Annotated in this window: 18 protein-coding genes and 1 pseudogene; 6 read left to right on the top strand and 13 right to left on the bottom strand. The window is 67.8% G+C overall.

Annotated features, from left to right (window positions below):
• Positions 1-3 precede the first annotated feature (3 nt).
• The 5 genes and pseudogenes from FBX97_RS05340 to FBX97_RS05325 all read right to left on the bottom strand — a co-directional run bounded on the left by FBX97_RS05340 (position 4) and on the right by FBX97_RS05325 (position 3,776).
• Positions 4-891, bottom strand: a complete 888-nt coding sequence (locus FBX97_RS05340; RefSeq protein WP_141829288.1) for a PHB depolymerase family esterase — start codon at positions 889-891, stop codon at positions 4-6.
• A 75-nt stretch (positions 892-966) separates the two neighbouring features.
• Positions 967-2,184 carry a HAMP domain-containing sensor histidine kinase gene (locus tag FBX97_RS05335; RefSeq protein WP_141829287.1) on the bottom strand — a complete coding sequence of 406 codons (1,218 nt, stop codon included), beginning with the start codon at positions 2,182-2,184 and terminating at the stop codon, positions 967-969.
• Entirely contained in the window at positions 2,177-2,671 is a 495-nt protein-coding gene (locus FBX97_RS05330; protein ID WP_255517394.1) for a helix-turn-helix domain-containing protein, read from the bottom strand. The genes FBX97_RS05335 and FBX97_RS05330 overlap by 8 nt, the downstream gene beginning before the upstream one ends.
• Positions 2,587-2,871 (bottom strand): annotated as a pseudogene (locus FBX97_RS29960) (response regulator); the annotation flags it as partial. The pseudogene FBX97_RS29960 and the gene FBX97_RS05330, both read right to left, overlap by 85 nt.
• Positions 2,868-3,776 carry a LysR family transcriptional regulator gene (locus FBX97_RS05325; protein ID WP_185748480.1) on the bottom strand — a complete coding sequence of 303 codons (909 nt, stop codon included), beginning with the start codon at positions 3,774-3,776 and terminating at the stop codon, positions 2,868-2,870. The gene FBX97_RS05325 and the pseudogene FBX97_RS29960, both read right to left, overlap by 4 nt.
• Positions 3,777-3,893: 117 nt before the next feature.
• Between FBX97_RS05325 and FBX97_RS05320 the strand changes: the two genes are divergently transcribed.
• The 4 genes from FBX97_RS05320 to FBX97_RS05305 all read left to right on the top strand — a co-directional run bounded on the left by FBX97_RS05320 (position 3,894) and on the right by FBX97_RS05305 (position 7,314).
• Entirely contained in the window at positions 3,894-4,487 is a 594-nt protein-coding gene (locus FBX97_RS05320) for an FMN-dependent NADH-azoreductase (protein ID WP_141829284.1), read from the top strand.
• Positions 4,488-4,521: 34 nt separating this feature from the next.
• On the top strand, positions 4,522-5,394 hold the full coding sequence (locus FBX97_RS05315; protein WP_141829282.1) for a pirin family protein: 873 nt from the start codon (positions 4,522-4,524) through the stop codon (positions 5,392-5,394).
• 124 nt (positions 5,395-5,518) lie between these two features.
• Positions 5,519-6,013, top strand: a complete 495-nt coding sequence (locus tag FBX97_RS05310; protein WP_141829281.1) for a hypothetical protein — start codon at positions 5,519-5,521, stop codon at positions 6,011-6,013.
• 167 nt (positions 6,014-6,180) lie between these two features.
• A complete protein-coding gene (locus FBX97_RS05305) occupies positions 6,181-7,314 on the top strand; it encodes an acyltransferase (protein ID WP_141829279.1) in 1,134 nt (377 codons plus the stop codon).
• A gap of 58 nt (positions 7,315-7,372) precedes the next feature.
• On the opposite strand, the gene FBX97_RS05300 is transcribed toward FBX97_RS05305, so the two are convergent.
• Positions 7,373-8,512, bottom strand: coding sequence for an acyltransferase (locus tag FBX97_RS05300; RefSeq protein ID WP_141829277.1), 1,140 nt, complete (start codon positions 8,510-8,512; stop codon positions 7,373-7,375).
• Between the two features lie 128 nt (positions 8,513-8,640).
• Between FBX97_RS05300 and FBX97_RS05295 the strand changes: the two genes are divergently transcribed.
• A complete protein-coding gene (locus tag FBX97_RS05295) occupies positions 8,641-9,624 on the top strand; it encodes a succinylglutamate desuccinylase/aspartoacylase family protein (RefSeq protein WP_141829275.1) in 984 nt (327 codons plus the stop codon).
• A gap of 16 nt (positions 9,625-9,640) precedes the next feature.
• On the opposite strand, the gene FBX97_RS05290 is transcribed toward FBX97_RS05295, so the two are convergent.
• From FBX97_RS05290 to sugE, 7 genes are all read right to left on the bottom strand, one after another.
• A complete protein-coding gene (locus tag FBX97_RS05290) occupies positions 9,641-9,949 on the bottom strand; it encodes a hypothetical protein (protein WP_221631742.1) in 309 nt (102 codons plus the stop codon).
• Between the two features lie 110 nt (positions 9,950-10,059).
• The gene (locus FBX97_RS05285) at positions 10,060-11,223 is read right to left on the bottom strand and encodes a glycosyltransferase family 9 protein (protein WP_255517305.1); all 1,164 of its coding nucleotides are present in this window, start codon (positions 11,221-11,223) and stop codon (positions 10,060-10,062) included.
• Between the two features lie 270 nt (positions 11,224-11,493).
• Positions 11,494-11,781, bottom strand: a complete 288-nt coding sequence (locus FBX97_RS05280) for a lipid-A-disaccharide synthase N-terminal domain-containing protein (RefSeq protein ID WP_141829273.1) — start codon at positions 11,779-11,781, stop codon at positions 11,494-11,496.
• Entirely contained in the window at positions 11,774-12,703 is a 930-nt protein-coding gene (locus FBX97_RS05275; protein ID WP_141829271.1) for a phosphatase PAP2 family protein, read from the bottom strand. The genes FBX97_RS05280 and FBX97_RS05275 overlap by 8 nt, the downstream gene beginning before the upstream one ends.
• Positions 12,704-12,710: 7 nt before the next feature.
• Positions 12,711-14,381, bottom strand: a complete 1,671-nt coding sequence (locus FBX97_RS05270; protein ID WP_141829269.1) for a glycosyltransferase family 39 protein — start codon at positions 14,379-14,381, stop codon at positions 12,711-12,713.
• Positions 14,378-15,487 carry a glycosyltransferase family 2 protein gene (locus tag FBX97_RS05265; RefSeq protein WP_141829267.1) on the bottom strand — a complete coding sequence of 370 codons (1,110 nt, stop codon included), beginning with the start codon at positions 15,485-15,487 and terminating at the stop codon, positions 14,378-14,380. The genes FBX97_RS05270 and FBX97_RS05265 overlap by 4 nt, the downstream gene beginning before the upstream one ends.
• Positions 15,488-15,619: 132 nt before the next feature.
• Complete coding sequence (gene sugE, locus FBX97_RS05260; protein ID WP_141829265.1) at positions 15,620-15,940, bottom strand: quaternary ammonium compound efflux SMR transporter SugE; 321 nt, start codon at positions 15,938-15,940, stop codon at positions 15,620-15,622.
• A 135-nt stretch (positions 15,941-16,075) separates the two neighbouring features.
• Here sugE and FBX97_RS05255 point away from each other — a divergent pair, with 135 nt between their 5' ends.
• Positions 16,076-17,140, top strand: coding sequence for an alkene reductase (locus tag FBX97_RS05255; protein ID WP_141829262.1), 1,065 nt, complete (start codon positions 16,076-16,078; stop codon positions 17,138-17,140).
• The last annotated feature ends 162 nt before the right edge of the window (positions 17,141-17,302 follow it).

Genomic DNA, 17,302 nt, shown 5'->3' with positions numbered 1-17,302 from the left:
CAGTCAGCGGCGCTGCCGGCTGAAGAAATCCCAGATCGCCTCGTTGGCGTCGATATCGCGCGTGGTCTTGCCGATCGGCAGGCCGACGTTGAACGGGTCGGCGCCCGGCCACGTGTGGCCGCCGTCCCGGATCGTCGCCAGCGCCACGCTGTGGCGGCCACGGCTCTCCTCCACCCCTTGCTGCTCCAGCCACGTCACCTCGGTGCCGTCGCCGCGGTCGGCATCGATGCGGCGCCGGGCGGGCGCCCCCGCGCCCCCGTTGTGCCGCAGCCAGTAGTCATAAGTCGCTTGCGCCGACAGGTAATCGCCGGCCTTGCCGCCGTAGGCCACCACCTGGTCGGCGCTGCCGTGCATGATCAATACCCCTACCTTGCCCGGCTGCGCGTGATGCCGGATCACCGCATCGGGCATCGGTCCGCCCACCGAGGCCACCGCGGCGAACAGCTGCGGCAGCTCGGCCGCGATGCGCAGCGCAAAGAAGCCGCCGCGCGACAGTCCGGTGGCATACACGCGGCCGGGGTCGACCCGGTAATCCTGCTGCAGCCTGGCCAGCAGCGCTCTGGTAAAGCCGATGTCGTCGGTCCCTTCCAGGTAGGACATGCCGAAGCCGACGTTCCAGTCCTGCTTGATGCCGGCCGGGTAGACTACGATGAAGCCGTGGCGGTCGGCGGCGCGGTTCATCTGCGTGTACAGCATCTGCTCGGCCATCGTCATGCCGCCGCCGTGGAAGTTGAACACGACCGGAAAGGCTTTGTGCGGCTGCGCCTCGTACGATGGCGGCGTGTAGACCAGGTAGCGGCGCTTGTCGTCCTTGTGGACCAGCGACTTGACTTGCGCCAGGACCGGCGCGGCGGTGCAGGCAAGGATGAGGACGGCGATCAGGCGTTTCATGCGGCAGGCTTGAAAAGTGGAGGAACCGCCAGCATAGGCCCGCGCCGGTGAAGCGGCGGTGAAATCCGGCCGCTTTCAGCGCGGGCGCAGCGGCACCAGCTCGACGCGGTAGCTGGCCGTGCCGGCCTCGAAGCGCAGGTCCCAGTCCATTGCCGCGGCGGCCCGGCGCAGCAGGTTCTGGCCGTGCAGGAAGCCCTGGGTTTCCCGGCGCCGGGCCGGATCGACGCTGTTGGCGATGGCCAGCACGCCGTCTGCGAACGACAGCGCCAGCCGGGTGCCGGGGCCGCCGTGAAAGAGCGCATTGCCGAGGCAGTTTTCGATCAGCAGCAGGGCGAGGTAGCGGTTGCCGCTGACAGGCAGGCGGTCCGGCAGGTCGAGCGCCAGCCGTCCGGCATCGAAGGCCTGCGCGTCCAGCAGCTTCAACAAGGTGTCTTCGATGGGGGCACGCAGGTCGAAGGTCTCGGCGGCGACGTGTTCGGCGCGTGCCAATGCAAACAGGACGTCCACCGTGGCGGCCATCGCGTCGACCTGGGTGCGCAGCTGGGCCACGGCGTGCACGTCGGGCTGCGCCCCGGCCAGGGTGTTGCGCATGACGGTCAGCGGCGTGCGCAGTTCATGGCCGGCGTCGCGCGTGAACGCATGTTCGCGCGCCAGCGCCGCATGCAGCTCGGACAGCGCGGTACCGAGCCGCTCTGCCAGGTAACCGATCTCGTCGCGGCGGCGGCTGGCGTCGAAGGCGACGGCCTCGCCCGGCTTCAGGCCGCGCACCGCATCGGCCAGCGCCAGCAGCGGCGCCACCAGCCGGCGCGACAGCCACCAGGCCAGCAGCAGCGCCAGCCCGGTCAGCCCCAGCGCCACCGCCGCCAGCACCGCGCCGACGTCCCGCACCACGGCCGACACCACCAGCAGCGGCCCGGCGTCGGCCACCAGGTACAGGCGCTGCGGCGCGCCGGCGCCGGCACCCGGCAGGTCGAGGGTGCGCAGGTGATAATGGCGCCCGCCGCCGGCAAACACTTCGGCGCGCTGCCGGCCGGCAGCGGCTGCGGCGCGCACCGCGGGCGGCAGCGCAGACGGGTCGCGGTAGGCGCGGATCCAGCCCTCGCCCGCGACCACGCCGCCGCCCTGCCGCGCGCGGGCCTCGACGGCGGCCGCTTCGCGCGCCATCAGGCGGTCGATCAGCATGTCCTCGGTGACGTAGGCAACAATCAGCGCCAGCCCGGTATAGCAGACGCAGATCAGCAGCGTGAAGCCGGCCAGCGCGGCGAACCATCCATGGCGGATCGATCTAGACATCGGCTTCGGGCGGTGCCTGCAGCTGCGCCTGCAAACGATAACCGAGCTGCGGAATGGTCGCGATCAGGTCCGCCGCCCCGGCTTTTTCCAGCGCCTTGCGCAGCGCATACACGTGCGACTTGAGGGCATCGCTGTCTGGCGGCTGCGCACCCCACAGCGCATGCAGCAGCGCCGAGCGCGACACCGCCCGCGGGCTGGCCTCGCACAGTGCCAGCAGCAGCGTGAAGCCGGCGCACCGTCCACCAGCGCGCACCGCTCGCGCACCCGCAGCGTCAGCGACCCGACCCGGATTTCCCGATCCTGGTGCAGCTGCCCGCGCCGGGCCAGCGCTTCGCAGCGCAGCGCCAGTTCGCGCAGGTCGAACGGTTTGGTGAGATAGTCGTCGGCGCCGCCGTGGAAACCGCGCGCCTTGTCCTCGAAAGCGTCGCGCGCGGTCAGCATCAGCACCGGCACGTTGCGCGGCGCGCCCGCCTTGATCGCCCGGCATACGGCGATGCCGTCGATGTCGGGCAGGTTCAGGTCGAGCAGGACCACGTCGTAGGTCTCGCGCGTGGCCAGTTCGATGGCGAGCGCGCCGGCGGCGGCATGGTCGGCTTCCCAGTGCAGGCCCTCGAGGAAGTCGACGATCTGGCGCGCGATCGCCGCGTGGTCTTCCACCACCAGCACCCGCAAAGGCCCGCGTCTCATTTCCCCGCCTGCGCCTTGCAGAACATCTCTTCCATCATGTCGAGGAACACGCGGGTCTTGGCCGGCATCAGGCGCCGTCCCGGGAACACCGCCCAGCCGGTCGCGGTCGGCATCTCCCACTCCGGCAGCACGCGCACCAGTTCGCCCTTCTGCAGGTAGGACGCGACGAACAGATCGGAACTGGCCGCGATGCCCATGCCGCTCGAGGCGATGCGCGCCAGCAGCTCGGGCGAATTGGCGGTCAGGCGCGCGCGCAGTTCGCGTTTCCACTCGACCTTGCCGCGATGGAGCACCCAGGGCACCGGGCCGCCGCTGCGGCTGAGGATGCACAGCAGGTCGTGCTGCAGCAGGTCGTCCGGGTGTTCCGGCAGGCCGCGGCGCGCGATGTACGACGGCGCCGCATACAGGCCCATGCGCTCCAGCGCCACGCGGCGCGCGGCCAGCGTCGAATCCTCGGGCAGGTCGCCCATGCGGATCGCGATGTCGAAGCCTTCGGCCACCAGGTCGACCCGGCGTGGCGACAGGTCCAGTTCCAGCGACACCGCCGGATAGCGCTCGGCGAAGCGCGCGATCAACTCCGTCATGCCGACGTTGGCGAAATCGTGGGGCACCGAAATGCGCAGCTTGCCGCTGGGCGCGGCCTGGCGGTGCTGGGCCAGGGCGCCGGCCGCCTCGACCTCGTCGGCCACCTTGCGCGCATGCTCGAGCAGGCTGGTGCCGAATTCGGTCAGCATCAGCTTGCGCGTGGTCCGCTGCAGCAGGCGCTCGCCCAGGCTGGCCTCGAGCAGCGAAATGCGGCGCGAGACCGTCGACTTGGGCAGGTCGAGACGCTGGGCCGCCAGGCTGAAGCTGCCGGCTTCGACGATGCGGGCAAACAGCAGCAAGTCGTTCGGTTCCATGGGCAAACCATTGTTCCATCGCGTGAATAATGTTATCCATTCTATCGTCTTCCACACTTCCAGTGGAACGGTTACAGTCTCTACACTGCAACACCCCACCCATCCAGACTAAAGGAAGACAGCATGAAGATTCTGCAAATTAATTCGAGCGTACGCGGCGCGGCATCGGAATCGACCCGCGTGGCCAGCAACATCGTCGCCCGCCTGACCGCCGCCAACCCGTCCGCGCAAGTGACCGTGCGCGACCTCGGCGCCAATCCGCATCCGGTGCTGGACGGTGCCGCCCTCGGCGCCCTGTTCACCCCGGCCGACCAGCGCAGCGCCGAGCAGGCCGCACGCGTGGCCCAGGACGACGCCCTGATCGCTGAAGCCCAGGCCGCCGACGTCATCGTCATCGGCGCGCCGATGTACAACTTCAGCATGCCGATCCAGCTGAAGGCCTGGTTCGACGCGGTCGCCCGCGCCGGCGTCACCTTCCGCTACACCGAGACCGGTCCGGAAGGCCTGCTGAAGAACAAGAAGGTCTACGTTGCGACCGCACGCGGCGGCATCTACCCGGCCGACGCCGATCCGCAAGTGCCGCAGATCCGCATGCTGCTGAACTTCCTGGGCATGACCGAGAACGAGTTCATCTACTCGGCCGGCCTGGCGATGGGTCCGGAAGCGGCCGCCAAGGGCCAGGCCGAAGCCGACGCTGCGGTCGCCGCACTGGCCTAAGTCACACATCGGGTCGGACCACGGGAGAATGAACATGACTGAGCAGATCCAGGAGCAGACAGTGGCGAAGAGCCGCGGCGTCGAGCGCGTGCTCGGCGGCCAGTTCGTGATGGACGGCGCCGGTGTCAAGATCAACCGTGTGCTGACCCAGCCGCTGCAGCGCCGCCTCGATCCCTTCCTGATGCTGGATGCCTTCGGCAGCGACAAGGCCGGCGACTACATCGCCGGCTTCCCCGAGCATCCGCACCGCGGTTTCGAAACGGTCACCTACATGCTGACCGGGCGCATGCGCCACCGCGACAGCGCCGGCAACGAAGGCCTGGTGACCAACGGCGGCGTGCAGTGGATGACCGCGGGCCGCGGCGTGATCCACTCCGAAATGCCGGAGCAGGAAGAAGGCTTGATGGAAGGCTTCCAGCTGTGGCTCAACCTGCCCGCCAAGGACAAGATGAGCGCGCCCTGGTACCGCGACATCCCGACCGAAGCGGTGCCGCGCTTCACGCTGCCGTCCGGCGCCGTGGTGCAGGTGATCGCCGGCGAGACGCACGGCGTGACCGGCGCCGTCCAGCGCGACGGCACCCTGCCCCTGTACCTGGACATCGAACTGCCGGCGGGCGTCACGCTCGACCTGCCGCTGCCGGCCGGGCACAACGCCTTCATCTACGTGTTCCGCGGTGAAGCCGTGGTCGGGGGCAAGGGTGTGCCGCAGACGCGCATGGCGATCCTCGACAACGCCCAAGGCGCCGACGGCGTGCGCATCAAGGCGGCGACGCCGAGCCGGCTGCTGCTGATTGCCGGGCGGCCGCTGAACGAGCCGATCGCGCAGTATGGGCCGTTCGTGATGAATACGCAGGCGGAAGTGTTCCAGGCGGTGGAGGATTTCCGCGCCGGGCGGTTTGCGGCTTGACGCGCCGTTGAGAAGAGCAAGCTTGTTCTTTCCCGTCAGCCTCTGAACGTCGCCCCGGCCTTCGCAGGGCGACGCGCTTGTGACTTCGGCTACACTAGCGGTATTCGCTTTTCCGACCCGCGCCATGCCCCTGCTCGACACCCTCTCCACCCTGCTCTCCCGCGCCAGCCGCGCGCTCGGCCTGGAGTCGCTCGACGCCTTTCCTCCCGGGCACCAGTACGCGCGCACGCGCTGGGACAAGGCCTGGTTCGACATCCCGTCCGACCTGAAGCCGGACGCCATCGAACGCACCATCTGCGAGGCCATCGCCAACACCCCGGCCGCCTTTGCCCACATCGAACACCCGACGCCGCGCATGCAGCGCACCCTGCTGGGCATCATCCACGCACGCCTGCGCCGCGGCGGCGGTGCCGGCGCCAACCCCACCGATCTGGTGGCAATGCTGCTCGAGGCCTACGCCAGCCCTTATACCCCGGAAGCCCTGCCCGGCCTGCGCGCCGCGATCGCGTCCACCGACGGCTACGACCCGTCGATGCGGGTGGCCCACCTGACTGCCTTCCTGTCGGACATGCCGGCTGCCTTCGACGTCATCGACGACCGGATCATCGAGGCGCGCTGAGCGCAAAGCCGCCCAGCTCGCGTATAGGCCAACGTCCAGGCCTTGCACGCAGCGTTATCTTTGTTGCAAGCATGCAAAGATAGTTGATGTCTCCTAGTAACTACGCTAGGTTCATAAAACATTGTTAGAAAGTAAATTGGAGAAATATTTCCAATTAGAATCTAACTATGTCCATTCAACACGGCGGCCAGATCCTGGCTTTGACAGGCCTGCGGTATTTTGCCGCAGCATCGGTGGTCGCATTCCATTTTTCGAAATCGGGCAATGCCTGGGTTAGAGCTCTTGTCGATCATGGCGGCTTCGGCGTGGTGATCTTTTTCGTTCTCTCCGGCTTCATTCTGGTCTACAGCTATGACGCCGGCGCGGGTAAATTTCGCGGCATCAGGCCGGCATTCTGGGCCGCTCGCGTGGCGCGTCTCTATCCCGTTTATGTCGTCGGCATGATGTTGATGGCCCCGGTCGTGTTGATGCGGTCAACCGAGCCGGCATGGCAGCAACTGGCCAGCGGTATTTTGTCTTTTGCGTTGATCCAGTCATGGTTCAATTCGCTCGGTACCTCCTGGGGAATATGGAACCCGCCGGGATGGTCCTTGTCTGCAGAGGCGTTCTTCTACCTGCTTTTCCCTGCCGTTTGCGTGAGGCTGTCGAAACTGTCGACAATCCGGCTGGCCGTGTTTGCCGGCGTATGCTGCGGCATCGGTGCGCTCTCGGTATTCACTCAGACGATAGTCGAGCTTGCTGCTGGGGATCTATGGGGTTACATACCGCTGATCCGGCTTCCCGAATTTCTGACCGGGGTGGCCGCCGGGCTGATATGGAAGCGCCGCGACACCCGGGCGTTCGACCGCTCGGCATCCTGGGTAACGGCGTTGTCGGCGGGGGCTCTGGTCCTCCTCATGTTGCTCCCGCTCGACGACCGATGGTATGCGAGAGCTACCTTCGCCCCATTGGTCGCGCTGTTCATCTGCGCGCTTGCATGCGGACAAGGGCCGATCGCAAAGATCCTCTCTTGCGAGCCATTGGTCAAGTTGGGGAAGGCCAGCTTTTCGGTCTACATCCTGCACTGGCCGGTATGGATGATTCTCGATGAGGTTTTCGGGCGTTCATCGTTTGCCATCAGTCAGCCGAACCTCTACTTTGGCTTGTATTTCATCCTTACCACAGGTCTGGCATGCCTCTGCTTCAAGTACATCGAGGAACCACTGAACCGAATCCTGCGCGCGAAATTCATCAACGCCTCCTCGGCCGCGCGCTACCCGGCTACCGTTATTCCGCAACATGAAAGCGCCACCCTGACCTGAGGCACACAACACCGGGGCACTTCTCGACCGCTGTCGGCGAACATGGCGCCGGCTGCGGTCATCGAAGGTTGCCGAGCGGTGCCGCCGGTGCCCGCCCATTGGCCGGCACCAGGCGGGCGCGCAAGGCCATGAACGGGGTCTCCACCAAGCGGTACAGCAGCCAGCCGGCCAGCAGCGAGGCTGCCAGCGACAGGCCGATCGTGATCGGGTCCTCGGCGCCGTAGCCCATCCGCGCCAGGCACGCCGCCACCATGACACATACCTGCTTGTGTACCAGATAGACCGCGTACGACCACAGCGCCAGGCTGGCCGCGCCCGGCACCCGCAGGCGGTGCAGCAGCGATCCGGGCGCCAGCGCCGCCAGGGTCAGCAGCGAGAAGCCGAGCGCCAGCAGCGGATAGCCGAACACGGTCACGCCGAGGCCGTAGTGGTCGTGCAGGAACAGCACCACTGCCAGCGCCGTGACCACACCGCCAGCTGCCAGCAGATAATTTCCGTGACGCATCACGCGAATCCAGAGTGCCCGGTGCCCGTTCTTCAGCAGCGCCAGCGCTACCCCGGCCAGCAGCTCGTCGAAGCGGCACCAGCTGGCGTAATAGATGTATTTATAATAGTGGTGCAGCCAGGCCTTGCCGGTCATGCCGTCCAGCCAGACCTGCCAGCGCACCGCCATCCCCACCAGGAAGGCGGCGCCGATCGCGAGCCAGGCCCAGCGCAGCGGCGCCCGGATCACGGTCGCCAGCAGTGCCAGCGCCGGCAGCAGCATATAGAACTGTTCCTCGATGCAGAGCGACCAGGCATGCGAGAACGCCGTCCCCGGCTCCAGATGAATGTTCTGGGTAAATGTGAGGTAGCGCCACAGCGGCAGCAGCGGCGCGTCGCCGCGGAAGGCTGGCCACAGTGCGTACAGGGCGAGCACCACCCAGAAATTCGGCAGCGTGCGCAGCAGGCGCCGCGCATAGAAGTGGCGCAGCGAAAAGCCGTTCGGGTCGCGCAGGCCGGCGAAGATCTGGTTGCCGATCAGGTAGCCGGACAGCGCAAAGAACAAATCGACCCCGGCCCAGCCGATCTCGCCGACCCAGCCGAAGGTCGGGGCGTCGCTGACGAACAGCACGTAATGGTGCAGCACGACCAGCGTGACCGCGAGTGCGCGCAGGGTATCGAGCCCGTGGATCCTGCTTGCGGCTGGAGTGCTCATGAAGTGCCGTTCATGGTGGCCTGTCGTCGACAAAACCCGGATCATGCCATGCGCCGGCCGCAGCAGCCAGGGTTGCGCCGGGATTTGCCGCTAAAATGGCTGGATCGACATCCCTGGACCACCATCGCATGACTTCCGCCAGCACGCTGCAATTCAAATCCGTCACCTATACCGGCCTCGGGCAAGGCCCGCGCGTCATCATCATGGGGGCGACGCATGGCAACGAAGTCTGCGGCACCCAGGCCATCGGCCGGGTGATGGCGGAACTCGATGCCGGCCGCCTGCACATCGGCGCCGGCAGCGTCACCTTTGTCCCGATCGTCAATCCGCTGGCGTACGCCAGGAATACCCGCTCCGGCGACCGCAACCTGAACCGCGACCTGTTCCCGAAAGCCGATCCGCAGGACTTCGAAGACCGCGTCGCCAACTGGCTGTGCCCGCTGCTGGCCCGGCACGACGTGCTGCTCGACCTGCATTCCTTCAATGCGGCCCACGGCGAACCCTTCGTGATGGTCGGCCCGGCCGACAACGACGGTCCGCTCGAACCGTTCCGCCACATGCGCCAAGAACGCGCGCTGGCGCGGCGCCTGGGTGTGCGCCGCTTCGTCACCGGCTGGATGGCAGCCTACGGCGGCGGCGTGCAGCGCCGTTCGCGCGCGGCGTCATCCAGTGCGTCTGAGCTGGAAACCGTGCTGCGCTACGGCGTCGGTACCACCGAATACATGCGCAGCACCGGCGGCTATGCCCTGACGCTGGAATGCGGCCAGCACCTCGATCCGCAGGCGCCGGAGGTGGCCTACCGCGCCATCATGAACACGCTCGCCTTCCTTGGACTGATCGACGCGCCGGCGCCGGCGCCGGTGCCGTTCGAGGAGATGGAAGCGCTGCAGATGGTGGTGGTGCACGACAAGCTCGACGCCGGCGACCGCTTTACGCGTACATGGGCCAGTTTCGATCCGGTCGCCGAAGGCGAACAGATCGGCGTGCGTGCCGACGGCACGCCGGTGCTGGCCGAGTTCGCGGGCCGTATCCTGTTCCCGGACACGAATGCCGGTCCGAACCAGGAATGGTATTACATGACGCGGCCGAATCCGTCGTTCGGACAGGAGTAAAGCCGGCGGGCAGCGCTCAGTGGAACACGCCGACCGCAAGTTCGGCCCACGCCAGCAGCAGCGCGCCCGCCAGCGCCAGCCCGCCGACGATGCGGTGGGTGCGGTTGCCGATGCGCTGGACCGCCAGCTCGTAGACCAGGCCGGTCCCGGCCAGCAGCACGGCGGCGACGGCGAAATCCATTGGCCCCCACTTCACCTCGGCGGTAAAGCGCATCGCCACCGCGGGCACCAGCAGCATCGCGGCGGTCACCCACAGGACCCGCCCTACCCGCTTGCCCGCAGTCTGGCGCAGCCTGGCGTCGCGGCTGCCGGTCATCGTCGTCATCTGCAGTCCTTTCACATCCGGTGGACGCCGGCACAAGCCGGGCAGGCGTCAGGTCAATGCTTCGTCGCCCCATGATACCCCGGCGGCGCCCCGCCCCGTTTTCGCTTGACTCAGGCGTGGTCGGCGACAGGCTGCGCCAGCACCGCCATCACGTCCTGGACGCCGATGCGGTCGACCCAGTCATCGCGGCCAGCCGCCGTGATGACGATGCTGTTGTCCTTGTCGATCGGCGCCCACTCGGGATTTTTCTGGCGCATCAGGGCGATCACCGGCACATGTACGGCGTTTGCCAGGTGCATGACCGCCGTCTCGACCGAGATCACCAGGTCGCACAGGCTGAGGATGGCGGGCAGCTGGAAGAAATTGTCTTCCGCGCTGAACAGATGGGTATGCGCCAATCCCTCGGCATCGAACAGCGCCCGCGCCCGCGCCAGCTCCTCGGGCACGACGTTGACCACGAAGCCGCTGTCGCCCCAGGCCGGATCGCAACGCATCGTGCGGATCAGGCCGATGATGCGCTCCAGCGGCCAGCTGCGCTCGGCGCACTTGGAGAATGCATTCAGGAATACCACCCTGGCGGGCGGCCGGGCGCCCTGACCAGGGCCCTGGCCTTGCGCCTGGCGGAAACCCCAGGCCACGAACTGTTCGTGCGCATAACGCATCCAGTGCGCGCCGATATCGAGCACCGGGAAACGCGCGCGCGCAGGAATGTCCATGCCGAACAGCTGGGTGAACCAGCCGGCGTAGATGTCGCTGATATGCTGGTCGCGATGCGATGCCGCGGTGTAGGCAGGGATACTGGCGTCCAACTTGCGATAGATCAGGTATTTCATCACATCGTAAGGACGCACCCGTTTCTTTTGTCCGACCACGAAACCACGACGGCTGATCTTGCGCGCCAGGGTCGCGTATTTATGGCGCTCGAGCACGGCCAGCGATACCACCAGTGGATAATCTTCCCGTTGCGCGGCGGCCAGGGACTGCGCGAACAACGCCGGGCTGTAGGTCTCGTTGTAGACCCTGGCGATGAACGGACACTCGGCCAGCCAGTCGTACAGCGCGTATTTCCTGAGGTGCGGCCATTCGGCTGCGTTGGCGGTGCGGCGGCGCTCGTCGACCCACAGGTGGATCTCGAGCTGCGGATAGGCCGCCGCAAGCGCGCGGAAACAGCTTTGCAGATAGGTGAAGTCGCCCAGCGCCAGGTGTGCGATGAACAGGATCTTGCCGGCCTGCGCCAGCCGCTCCGGCGGGATCAATGGCATCTGGACGGGCATGGACGGTTCGGCTTTCCAGGCGGTGTCGGCAACGGGACTGTTTTTGCCCGAGGCGGGGGCACGGAGGAATGCCCCGTTCGGACGCCAGCGCGCACCAATTTCGACCGCTTGAGAGCGCAATGGTTTCATGAGCTGGCGCCTTTCGTGAGAAAAACGACGGGAACGGCACAGAACACCATAGGACCTCCATGAGCTGAAAAGCGATGGCAAATTCTATTGTTCAACAGCGCTAAAAAATACACGGCCACTGTAAAGTTTGGTAAAACAATGTCAAGATGAGGTGACATTTCGTGAGGCTTCCCGCTCACCCCGTATGAGCTGCAGGTTGCGCAGGTAAATCCCCACGCCGAGCGCCTGGCCGACGACGAATACCGGATCGTGCCGGTGCACGGCATAGGCCAGCAGCACCAGCGCCCCCAGGATGCTCAGGTACCAGAACGACACCGGAATCACGCTGCGCCGCTCACGCTCGCTCGTCAACCACTGCAGCACGAAACGTGCCATGAACAGGGCCTGCCCGCCGAAGCCGACCACCAGCCACCACCCTTCCTTATCCATCCGAAGCACTCCTGTTGATCGCCACCGGCCTGGCGGCATCGGCGCTGTGCTCCGCCGCATGCTCATCGGTGCGCTCGACCGGCCGTTCGGGCGCAGGCTCGGCGCCACGCTCGCCGGGCTGTTCGCGGCCGCGCCCGGTCAGCGGCCAGCGCCAGCCCCGCCAGGGCAGCATCGCCGCGATTTCCCAAGCTCCCCACAGCAGGCAAGCGCCGGCGACGGTACGCTGCAGCGGCATCACTGCGGGGATGTGCATGTGGTGGCTGACCAGCAGCCCTGCCGCCATGCCGAGCAGCAGCAATCCGGCCAGCAGGCCGCCGATGCCGGAGGTGCGCCAGCCGCAACGCCCGTGCAGCGCCAGGCCGGACCAGGCGCCGACCCAGCCACCGATCATGCCCCACAGGATGTCGACCGGCCAGTGCACGCCGACCATGATGCGCGACAGGCTCACCAGCACCGCCATCGTCAGCAGCAGCGCGCGCACCAGCGTATGCCGGGCCAGGCCCATGATGCCGATGCCGGCAATCGCGAACGCCGCCGCCGCGTGCCCGGACGGAAACGACACCTGGCGGTAGGCCGGGCCCGCGTGGAAGAACTCGCCGGCGCCGAATACCGCGAGCGGCCGCGGCACGTCGATGAACTGCTTGGTGACCTGGGTCCAGAGTCCGGCGAAGACCGCCGCCGCGAGCGCCGCCCAGAAACAGTGCGGCGCGCGCCGGATGCTGGGCAGGACCAGCACCATCGCAATGGCGCCGTCGCCGAACATCGTCAGCCGCAGCCAGACCGGTTGGCCCAGCACGCCGCCGGCATGGTTCAACAGCAGGAACAGCGCGTGATTGCTGCCGCTGGCCACGATCGCGGCCAACGCCGCCAGGGCTGCGGCGGGCGGCAGCCAGACCCAGGCTGGATGGAGGGGTGGGCGCATGACGGGCCTAGTTGCGCACGCGCAGCAGCACGATGCCGCCCTTGCGGTACAGGATCTGCGCACCCGCCAGTTGCGGCGTGTGCAGCGCGTCGCTGCGGGTGAGGATCACCTGGCCGGCATGCGGCGCCGGGGTCGACGGCGTGACCGCAGCGCGGTAGACCGAAAAGCTCGGCGCGTCGATGCGCCAGCGCTGCACGTCCCACCCCTCGCGCCGGGCCAGTTGCGCCGCTTCCTTCAGCGGCCCCTGCTGCAGTTCGCCGACCGCGGGCAGCAGCAGGCCGCCGAGGGCGCCTGCGCACAGCAGGCTGGTCGTGGCCAGCCGCAGCCACAAGGCGGCGCCGCGCCACAGCGCCAGCCCCAGTGCGGCGCCCAGCAGCAGCCCGGCGACGGCGCGCCAGGCGCCGCCGAACACCTCGCCCCGTCCAAGCGCCTCGCGCATGTAGGTGTTGCCGATGCCGGGCGCCAGCCGCTCGAGCGCGTACGGCAGCGCCGCCACCGCGGCCAGCATCAGCAGCGGCGGCGCCAGCACCAGCCAGGCCGGATGCGGCGCCCGGCGCGCGCGCGCCATCAGGATGAACAGCGGCGTCACGCCATACAGCAGGTAGTGCGGCAGCTTGGTGCCGGCCAGCGAAAAGAAGGCGAACACGAACAGGAACCAGCTCCACAGGAAGGCATCGTCGGACGCCATGCGCCGCCGGCGCAGCGCGGGCAGCACGGCGCGGAACATGGCGGGCACGGTGGCCAGCAGCAGGCCGCACCAGGGCAGCAGGATCAGCAGCAGCGCCGGCAGGTAATACAGGATGCCGCCGCCATGGCCCTGCAACGGTGCCATGAAGCGTTCGACGTTGTGGCGCATGAAGAAGCCCGCCAGGAAGGCGTCGCCGCGCCGCGCATATTCCAGCAGGTACCAGGGTGCCGCCACCGCCAGCAGGATCGCCCAGCCGAGCGGATCGCGCAGCGCGCGCCACCATGCGGCCAAGCGGCCCTGCAAGGCGAAACCGAGGCAGCTGGCGGCGCCCGGCACCAGCAGGGCCACCGGTCCCTTGGTCAGCAGGCCCAGTCCGATCCACAGGTAGACGCGGCGGCGCTGGGCGGCCTGCCCGTCCGTCGCGTAACGCATGATGTCGAACATGGCCAGCGCCAGGAACAGGTTCAGCAGCGCATCGGCGATGGCGCCGCGCCCGATCACGCCGACGCCGGCCGTGGTGGCGGCGATGAAGGCGGCGGCGTAGCCGGTGCCGGGGTCGTCGGCGCCCTCGAAACGGGTGCGCGCAAAGACGGCGATGGCGCCGATCCAGGCCGTCGCCGCCAGCGCGGACGGCAGGCGGAGCGCGAATTCGTCCATGCCGAACAGCGTGACCGAAGCGGCCTGCAGCCAGTAGATCAGGATCGGCTTGTCGAACCGCGGCGCGCCGTTGAGCCAGGTCGACACGTAGTCGCCGCGCGCCAGCATTTCGCGCGTGGCTTCGCTGAATGCACCTTCGTCGACATCGAACAGCGGCACCGTCCCCAGCCCGAGGAACAGGCTGGCCAGCACCGCGAGTGCGAGCGCCAGCAGCGGCAGCAGATGCGCGGCGACGCTGGCCGGCAGCGTGGCAGCCCGGCCATCGCCGTGCGCCGGCGCCGTCGTCACCGACGCGTGGCTGCCCTGCTCACCGTCCTGCCCCGGCGGCCTCATGCCCCCTCCGCCGCTGCAGGCCGTCCACCCTGCCCACCCTGCGCGCCCTGTCCACACTGCGGCACCCGCTGCGCCAGGCCGCCCGCGCCATCGACCGCACCCGGTGTACCGAGCGTAGCGCGCACCAGGTAGGTGCGCGCCGTGCCGGCTTCGAAATAGGTGCGCGCCAGCATTTCGGTGAGGATGCCGGTGCAGATGAACTGCACCCCGATCACCGCCAGCAGCAGCGCGAACAGCAGCAGCGGGCGCCCCGCGATCGCTTCACCCTCGACCAGCTTGGCCCAGGCCAGCCAGGCCAGGGCCAGCATGCCGGGAAAGGCGCAGGCCAGGCCGATGCGGCCGAAGAAGTGCCCGGGGCTGGCGCGGAAGCGCACGAAGAACACCGCCGCCAGCAGGTCGAGCAGCACCTTGAAGGTGCGCGACAGCCCGTACTTGGATTTGCCGTGCAGGCGCGGAAAATGGCTGACTTCTTCTTCGCGGATGCGTTCGGGCGCGGTGACGGTGGCCATCCAGGTCGGGATGAAGCGGTGCATCTCGCCGTACAGGCGCACTTCGCGCAGCACGGCGGCGCGGTAGACCTTCAGGGAACAGCCGTAATCGTGCAGCGGCAGCCGGGTGACTGCCCCGATCAGCCCGTTGGCCAGCCGGGACGGCAGCCGGCGCAGCCAGAAGCCGTCCTTGCGCGCGCGGCGCCAGCCGACCAGCAGGTCGAGGTCTTCGTCGAGCAGGCGCCGCACCATGCGCAGGATGTCGTGCGGATCGTTCTGCAGGTCGCCATCCATGGTGGCGACGACGCTGCCGCGCGCGGCGTCGATGCCGGCCTGCATGGCCGCGGTCTGGCCGAAGCGGCGCCGCAGGAGTACGCCTGCCAGTTGCTGCGGATTGGCGGCGACGGCCTCGCGGATGCGCGCGGCGGTGCGGTCGCGGCTGCCGTCGTCGACCAGGATCAATTGCCACGGCCACGGCGAAACGGCCAGCGCCGCCTGCACCTGGCTTGCCAGCGGCAGCACGTTGTCTTCCTCGTCGTGCAGGGGCACCACGACCGAGAGGGCGACGGGAGCATCCTCCGCGGGCACATCGTCGGGCGGCACAGCGAGCAGCTTCATCCGAATCTCCGGTCGTGGGCCGCAAGTGCGGCTGAGCAGACCGTATATTCACCCCGCATGAAAGCGCCACGAACGACACAGCGCAAATGTGTGCGCGGTCGGCGGCCCAGGAGGACAATGAGGCTGGCCGGATCAGGCCGGGCTCAAGAGCTTGAGGCCGACGATGCCGGCCACGATCAGGCCGATCGACAGCAGGCGCAGCGCGCCGGCCGGTTCGCCCATCACCGCCATGCCGAACACCGCAGTGCCGACGGTGCCGATGCCGGTCCACACCGCATAGGCCGTGCCCAGCGGCAAAGTGCGCAGCGCCAGGCCCAGCATGCCGACGCTGCCGGCCATCGTCGCCAGCGTGAATACCGACGGCCACAGCCGGGTAAAGCCGGCCGTGTGCTTCAGGCCGACGGCCCAGGCCACTTCCAGCAGCCCGGCGACGATCAAGACGATCCAGTTCATTCCATGTCCTTGCTTGTCTTTCCTTGTCCCATGATGGGCCGCCGAGTATAGCACCGGCAAAATGGCCGGCCGCCGGCAGGAATCGCGCGCTTGGCTTAAGATGGCCAGCCATTCATACCGACTACAGGAATATCGATGAGCACATTGTTCGACCCGATCCAGATCGGCGCCCTGCGCCTGCCGAACCGCATCGTCATGGCCCCGCTGACCCGTGCCCGCGCCGGCGGCGGCGGCCGCGTGCCGAATGCCCTGATGGCCCAGTACTACGAGCAGCGAGCCTCGGCCGGCCTGATCCTGTCGGAAGCGACCTCGGTCACGCCGATGGGCGTGGGCTATGCCGACACCCCGGGTATCTGGTCCGACGAGCAGGTCGAAGGCTGGAAGCTGGTCACCGAGGCCGTGCACCGCGCCGGCGGCCGCATCGTGCTGCAGCTGTGGCACGTCGGCCGCATCTCGGACCCGGTGTTCCTGGACGGCCAGGCGCCGGTGGCGCCGTCCGCCATCAAGCCGGCCGGCCACGTCAGCCTGCTGCGTCCGATGAAGGATTACGAGACCCCGCGCGCACTGGCATTGGATGAAATCGCCGAGGTCGTCGCCGCCTACCGCAAGGGTGCCGAGAACGCCAAAAAGGCCGGCTTCGACGGCGTCGAAGTCCACGGCGCCAACGGCTACCTGCTCGACCAGTTCCTGCAGGACAAGACCAACCAGCGCGACGACATCTATGGCGGTTCGATCGAGAACCGCGCACGCCTGATGCTGGAAGTCACCGACGCCTGCATCGACGTCTGGGGCGCCGACCGCGTCGGCATGCACCTGGCGCCGCGCCGCGACTCGCACGACATGGGCGATTCGACCCCGCTCGAGACCTTCGGCTACGTCGCGCGCGAACTCGGCAAGCGCGGCATTGCCTTCATCTGCGCGCGCGAAGCGATCGGCGACGACCGCCTCGGCCCGGCCCTCAAGCAAGCCTTCGGCGGGGTCTACATCGCCAACGAAAAGCTGAGCAAGGAGAGCGCCGAGCAATTGATCGCCAGCGGCGACGCCGATGCGGTGGCCTTCGGCCAGTGGTTCATCGCCAATCCCGACCTGCCTGCGCGCCTGCGGGCCGATGCGCCACTGAACCCGGCCCGTCCGGAAACCTTCTATGCCCCCGGCGCCGAAGGCTATACCGACTACCCGGCGCTGCAAGCCAACGCCTGAGTCCAGCGCGGCCCCCGAGAGCGGCTCCGGCATACATACAGCCCGGAGTCGCTTTCTTCTCCATCGAGCCCGCCTCCAGCAAAAATTTCCCGTACCGGCGCCGCAACCGGTACGTTTGATATTGCTGTCATGATATTCTTGCGCAATTCGTTCTGGCCGTGG

Source organism: Herbaspirillum sp. SJZ107 (assembly GCF_006715485.1).
Classification (GTDB): Bacteria; Pseudomonadota; Gammaproteobacteria; order Burkholderiales; family Burkholderiaceae_D; genus Telluria.
The sequence above is the reverse complement of the archived record's forward strand: the minus strand, read 5'-3'. Positions and strand labels throughout refer to the sequence as shown.

What these genes read in the sequence shown, in the direction of transcription:
- FBX97_RS05270 (WP_141829269.1), bottom strand. Translation starts at nt 14,381, where the DNA reads ATGAGGCCGCCGGGGCAGGACGGTGAGCAGGGCAGCCACGCGTCGGTG.
- FBX97_RS05290 (WP_221631742.1), bottom strand. Translation starts at nt 9,949, where the DNA reads ATGACGACGATGACCGGCAGCCGCGACGCCAGGCTGCGCCAGACTGCG.
- FBX97_RS05285 (WP_255517305.1), bottom strand. Translation starts at nt 11,223, where the DNA reads ATGCCCGTCCAGATGCCATTGATCCCGCCGGAGCGGCTGGCGCAGGCC.
- FBX97_RS05275 (WP_141829271.1), bottom strand. Translation starts at nt 12,703, where the DNA reads ATGCGCCCACCCCTCCATCCAGCCTGGGTCTGGCTGCCGCCCGCCGCA.
- FBX97_RS05340 (WP_141829288.1), bottom strand. Translation starts at nt 891, where the DNA reads ATGAAACGCCTGATCGCCGTCCTCATCCTTGCCTGCACCGCCGCGCCG.
- FBX97_RS05265 (WP_141829267.1), bottom strand. Translation starts at nt 15,487, where the DNA reads ATGAAGCTGCTCGCTGTGCCGCCCGACGATGTGCCCGCGGAGGATGCT.
- FBX97_RS05300 (WP_141829277.1), bottom strand. Translation starts at nt 8,512, where the DNA reads ATGAGCACTCCAGCCGCAAGCAGGATCCACGGGCTCGATACCCTGCGC.
- sugE (WP_141829265.1), bottom strand. Translation starts at nt 15,940, where the DNA reads ATGAACTGGATCGTCTTGATCGTCGCCGGGCTGCTGGAAGTGGCCTGG.
- FBX97_RS05315 (WP_141829282.1), top strand. Translation starts at nt 4,522, where the DNA reads ATGACTGAGCAGATCCAGGAGCAGACAGTGGCGAAGAGCCGCGGCGTC.
- FBX97_RS05305 (WP_141829279.1), top strand. Translation starts at nt 6,181, where the DNA reads ATGTCCATTCAACACGGCGGCCAGATCCTGGCTTTGACAGGCCTGCGG.
- FBX97_RS05255 (WP_141829262.1), top strand. Translation starts at nt 16,076, where the DNA reads ATGAGCACATTGTTCGACCCGATCCAGATCGGCGCCCTGCGCCTGCCG.
- FBX97_RS05320 (WP_141829284.1), top strand. Translation starts at nt 3,894, where the DNA reads ATGAAGATTCTGCAAATTAATTCGAGCGTACGCGGCGCGGCATCGGAA.
- FBX97_RS05280 (WP_141829273.1), bottom strand. Translation starts at nt 11,781, where the DNA reads ATGGATAAGGAAGGGTGGTGGCTGGTGGTCGGCTTCGGCGGGCAGGCC.
- FBX97_RS05310 (WP_141829281.1), top strand. Translation starts at nt 5,519, where the DNA reads ATGCCCCTGCTCGACACCCTCTCCACCCTGCTCTCCCGCGCCAGCCGC.
- FBX97_RS05295 (WP_141829275.1), top strand. Translation starts at nt 8,641, where the DNA reads ATGACTTCCGCCAGCACGCTGCAATTCAAATCCGTCACCTATACCGGC.
- FBX97_RS05330 (WP_255517394.1), bottom strand. Translation starts at nt 2,671, where the DNA reads ATGCCGGGCGATCAAGGCGGGCGCGCCGCGCAACGTGCCGGTGCTGAT.
- FBX97_RS05335 (WP_141829287.1), bottom strand. Translation starts at nt 2,184, where the DNA reads ATGTCTAGATCGATCCGCCATGGATGGTTCGCCGCGCTGGCCGGCTTC.